The sequence below is a fragment of the Haloparvum sedimenti genome (genome assembly GCF_001462205.1).
GTDB classification, from domain to species: domain Archaea; phylum Halobacteriota; class Halobacteria; order Halobacteriales; family Haloferacaceae; genus Haloparvum; species Haloparvum sedimenti.
Window position 1 is genome coordinate 45,506 of sequence record NZ_LKIR01000127.1, and the last position, 4,823, is coordinate 50,328.

The following is a 4,823-nucleotide window of genomic DNA, read 5'->3' on the forward strand; positions in this document are numbered from 1 at the left end:
AGACGCCGGTCACGTCGTAGCGGTCGATGTCGTCGGCCGCGCCGCCGGGGTCGAACGAGCGCCGGAGCACCAGCGTCGTCCCGTAGAGTGCGCAGCGGTACACCGGCGCGAGCCCGCCCATGTGGTGAAGAGAGAGCGTGACGAGCCAGCGGTCGCCCGGCGAGACGCCGAGGCGAAAGGCGTTCGCCACCGCCGAGGCGAGCACGTTGGCGGCGGTCAGCTCGACCGCCTTCGGCTCGCCCGTCGTCCCGGAGGTGAAAAGCAGGCAGAGCCGATCGTCGAGCTCCCACGTCGGCGGATCGATCGGAACCGGGTCGGCGTCGTGGAGCGCGCTCACGCGCTCGTGATCGGGGTCGTCCACGCTGAGCAGGGGAAGCTCCTCGGTGTCGTCGTCCTCGACCATGGCGACGGCTTTCGGTTCCGTTTCGGCACCGCAAACCAGCGCGGTCGGCTCGGCGCGGGCCGTGCGCTCTCGCAGTTCGCGCGGCGTCAGGTCGTCACCCAGCGGGACGAGGGTGACGCCGAGCCGCATCGCGGCGTGGACGAGGCCCACGTAGCCGACGCGGGCGGAACAGAGCACGCCCAGGTGGTCGCCCGACTCGATCCCGAGCGCGGAGAGGCGGCCGGCCGTCTCGGCGACGAGCCGGTCGAGGTCGCCGTACGACCACGTCTCGCCGTCCTCGGCGCGGACGAGCGCGGACGCGTCCGGCGTCGCGGCGACCCGGTGTGAGAGCCAGTCGCGCATGCCTCGGCTATTCGGGAGTGGTCATAATTGCCTTGCGGTCGCCGGCTCGACGCAGTCGATGGACCGAACTCTCGATCAAAAAAACCCGCCGGATGCGTCGACCCGATGCAGGTCGTTCAGTCCTCGTCGGACTGGCGGACGGTCATCACGGGCACGTCGGAGGTGCGAACGACGCGTTCCGTGACGGAGCCGAGGAGGTAGCGGTCGAGCCCCCGGCGCCCGTGGGTCCCCATCACGATCAGGTCGATGTCGTTCTCCGCGACGTAGTCGCTGATCGACCGATATGCGGTGCCGGTCGTCACCGTCGTCACCGTCTCGACGCCGGCATCGGTGGCGGCCTCGGCGACGCGCTCGGTGGCCTCCTCACCCTCCTTCTCGAGAGCTTCGACGACGACCTGGGCGCCGGCCTCCAGGGTGGAGTAGGCGGCGCCGTCGACCACGTACAGCGCGTGGACGCGGGCGTCGTAGCGCTTCGCGAGGTCGATGGCGTGGTCGATGGCCGCGTCGGAGGCCGGACTTCCGTCGGTTGGAACGAGGATGTTGTCGTACATGTGCTAGAGGATACGAGGGCCTCCCTTTAGAAAGCACCTCCCGGGGGCGCGGCGCCACGGGCGACTTCCATCCCGCCACGGGCAGGGAGCGCTCCTACGCCGCGTCCGAGGTCCCTTCCAGCGCCTCGAACACCGCATCCTCACAGGTTCGAAGCCCCTCGTAGCGCTCGCTCTCGTCGAGGCTGACCGTCTCGACGACCGTCCACTCACCCTCGAACCCCGTCGCCTCCGCGTACTCCCCGTCGAACGCGAGCCCCTTCACCCACTCGTCGGTCGCGACGACCAGGCCCGCGGTCGGGCCGTCCGGCTCGGTGGCGACCGCGAGGTCGACTCCGTCGGACCGGTTCAGCGACGCGACCTCCGCTTCCTTCAACGGGCGCTCGGGCAGCGACGAGAGCACGGACATGCGCGGGAGGACGCGCCCGCGGCGATTGAGCCTTGCGACACGGGATGGTCCCCGGGCACGGATCGAGGAACGCCCGCAGGGATCCACAGCGGGAGCAACCGCACGCATCGACGCGGAACCGAAAACCTACTTATCGGGCGAGAAAAGGCCACGCGTATGGCTCACAGCCGGGACCGGGTCCGGATCGCCGTCGTCGCGGTCGTGATGCTCGCGCTCGTCGCGCGCGTCGTCGGCCTCGGCTCCCGGCCGTTTCACTGGGACGAGGCCCGCGTCGGCTACTGGACGCTCCGCTACGCCGAGACCGGCGTCTACGAGTACCGGCCCGTCGCCGGCGGCCCCCTGCTGTATCACGCCGGGAAGTGGCTCGTCCGTCTCGGCGGCGCCTCGGATTGGCTCGCGCGCCTGCCCGTCGCGCTCGTCGGGGGACTGCTGCCCGCGACGGCGCTGCTGTTCCGGGGTCGCCTCCACGACGACGAGACCGTCGCGACCGCGGTAGTGCTCGCGTTCACCCCGATTTTGGTCTACTACGGGCGGTTCCTTCGGGCCGACCTGATCGCAGCGGCCGCGGCGCTGGCGGCGGTCGGGACCGTCTTGCGCTGGGTCGACACGGACCGCGACCGGTACCTCTACGCCGCTGCCGCGCTGGCCGCGGTCGCGGCCGCCACCTCCGGCTTCGTGGTCGCGACGCTGGCCGTGACCCTCGCCGCGGGCGTCGTGGCGGTCGACCACCGTCGCGTCGCGGGCGCCGGGGAGACCGTTCCGGCGGCGCTTGCGGCGCGCGGTGGCTGGCTGGTCGAGCGCGCGACGCCGCTCGCGCGCGCACTGTTCGTCTTCCTCGGAACGTGGGCGCTCCTGTTCGCGCCCCGCGGTGCCGGGCTACTCGCGGATCCGGTCGCGCTCGCGGAGCGGACCTTCGTCGATCCGATCCACGCGTTCCTCGCGGTCCGGGTGGCCAACCGCGCGGGCACGGAGTTCATCCCGTTCCTGTCGGGCGGGGTGAGCACCCTGTTGGCGAGTTCGGCTCCCCTGTTCCTCGTCGCCGTGGGCGGCTTCCTCGCGGACCGGTACGGTGTCCTCGGGGACCGACATCGGCCAGTAGTCGAGTTCACCGCCGTGTGGGCAGGCCTCGGCGTCGTGGCCTACCCGGTCGTCGCGGAGGTCGTGGCGCCGTGGACGCTCGTCCACCTGCTGGTCCCGCTTTCTGTCCCCGCGGGCGTCGGGCTGGCGCTGGTGGTTCGGTGGGGTAGTGACGCGGTCGACGCCGGCGACGCGGCGCGCGCGACCGCGGCGCTGCTGCTGTTGCTCGCGGTCGGGGTCCACGCGGGCGTCGTGCTCGCGGACGACGTGTACGGGCCACCGAGCCCCGACGCCTCGACCGCGCAGTTCGGCCAGCCCGCGGACGACCTCGAACCGCTCGTCGCCGAGATGGAGGCCGCGCTCGCGGATGCCGAGGGCGAGAACGCGCGCGTCGTCTACGTCGGGGAGCGCTACTACCTCCACGACGAGTCGGTGACAGAACGGCCGCCGATAACCCCCGAAAGCGCGCGCGAGGCGTGGGGTGAGCGCCTGCCGCTCCCGTGGTACACGGAGCGTGCGGACGCGGAGACGGACAGCGTCACTCGGCCCGCGGACCTCTCCGGCGAGCCCGCGGTCGTGATCGCGGACCCGGCCCACGAGACGGAAGTGGCCGACCGGCTCCCGGACCACGAGGCCGAGACCGTTCGGCTCGGGCTCTGGAACCGCGAGGTCGTCGTGTTCGTGGCGACGTAGGTGGCAGTCCGGTCGTCGGCCGAGCCGGACCCGAGAAGGAGCGTGCGTGACGCGACCGAGACTATCGGAAGCCCATCGCTTCGATCTGTTCCTGATACCGGTTGCGGATGGTGACCTCGGTCACCTGCGCCACGTCGGCGACCTCGCGCTGGGTCTTCTTCTCGTTACAGAGCAGGGAGGCGGCGTAGATCGCCGCGGCCGCGAATCCGGTGGGGGACTTGCCCGAGAGCAGCCCCTGTTCGGCGGAGACGTCGATGATCTCCGTCGCCTTCGCCTGTACCTCCTCGGAGAGTTCGAGCGCCGAGGCGAACCGCGGGACGAACTGTTTCGGGTCGACCGGCTTCAGTTCGAGGCCGAGTTCCTGAGAGATGTAGCGGTAGGTGCGGCCGATCTCCTTTTGCGGCACGCGGGAGACCTCCGCGACTTCGTCGAGCGAGCGGGGGATCCCCTCCTGCCGGCAGGCGGCGTAGAGCGCGGCCGTGGAGACGCCCTCGATAGAGCGGCCGCGGATCAGGTCCTCCGAGAGCGCGCGTCGGTAGATGACCGACGCCACCTCGCGGACCGACCGGGGAACGCCCAGCGCCGACGCCATGCGGTCGATCTCCGAGAGCGCGAACTGGAGGTTTCGCTCGCCCGCGTCCTTCGTCCGGATGCGTTCCTGCCACTTTCGCAGCCGATGCATCTGCGACCGCTTCTCCGAGGAGATCGACCGACCGTAGGCGTCCTTGTCCTTCCAGTCGATCGTCGTCGTCAGCCCGCGGTCGTGCATTGTCTCCGTGATCGGGGCGCCCACGCGCGACTTCGACTGCCGTTCCGAGTGGTTGAACGCCCGCCACTCCGGGCCGCGGTCGATCTGGTTCTCGTCCAGCACCAGCCCGCAGTCGTCACACACCAGCTCGTGGTCCGCGTCCGTCACGATCTCCGCCGAGTCGCACTCGGGACACGTGACCGCCTCCTCGCCCTCCTGTTCGGTCTCCCGCTGCTGCTGGCGCTGCCGCGTCGGGCGTTCCATTATAAGATTTGTGGTCAGTCGCTCATTTAAACCTTTGTGACGGATTCACGACCGTTTTCGACCGCCGGTGACCGAAGAACGTCCGGAACCGCGCCGTTGGGGCGTCTAAACCCCTGAATCGGCACCTCCCCGACCGTGTCTGGAGGTGGGTCGACCGTCGGCCGGCGCGACGAGGCCGGTCGCGTTCACCTCCGGTGCTCGGTCGCGTCGACCGGCCGCCCACGCGACGGGGGGAGCGCCAGTTCGACGGGCTATTACTACCAAACATTCACAAAGACTTTTGTATAACCACCGAATATGGGTGGGTATGAGCACCACCGAGTCTGCCGGCGTGGACGC

General features: G+C 70.3%; 5 protein-coding genes. 1 reads left to right on the plus strand and 4 read right to left on the minus strand.

The features are described from left to right. The 3 genes from AN233_RS18065 to AN233_RS10315 all read right to left on the minus strand — a co-directional run. On the minus strand, positions 1–745 hold a 745-nt coding region (locus AN233_RS18065), incomplete at its 3' end, for an AMP-binding protein (protein ID WP_394326205.1). A 116-nt stretch (positions 746–861) separates the two neighbouring features. Further along, complete coding sequence (locus tag AN233_RS10310; protein WP_058366701.1) at positions 862–1,296, minus strand: universal stress protein; 435 nt, start codon at positions 1,294–1,296, stop codon at positions 862–864. Positions 1,297–1,390: 94 nt separating this feature from the next. After that, positions 1,391–1,702, minus strand: a complete 312-nt coding sequence (locus AN233_RS10315; protein ID WP_058366702.1) for a hypothetical protein — start codon at positions 1,700–1,702, stop codon at positions 1,391–1,393. A 156-nt stretch (positions 1,703–1,858) separates the two neighbouring features. Between AN233_RS10315 and AN233_RS10320 the strand changes: the two genes are divergently transcribed. Next, positions 1,859–3,472: a flippase activity-associated protein Agl23 gene (locus AN233_RS10320; RefSeq protein WP_058366703.1), complete on the plus strand. Its 1,614-nt coding sequence runs from the start codon at positions 1,859–1,861 to the stop codon at positions 3,470–3,472. A gap of 61 nt (positions 3,473–3,533) precedes the next feature. On the opposite strand, the gene AN233_RS10325 is transcribed toward AN233_RS10320, so the two are convergent. Then, positions 3,534–4,484 carry a transcription initiation factor IIB gene (locus AN233_RS10325; RefSeq protein ID WP_058366704.1) on the minus strand — a complete coding sequence of 317 codons (951 nt, stop codon included), beginning with the start codon at positions 4,482–4,484 and terminating at the stop codon, positions 3,534–3,536. Positions 4,485–4,823 lie beyond the last annotated feature (339 nt).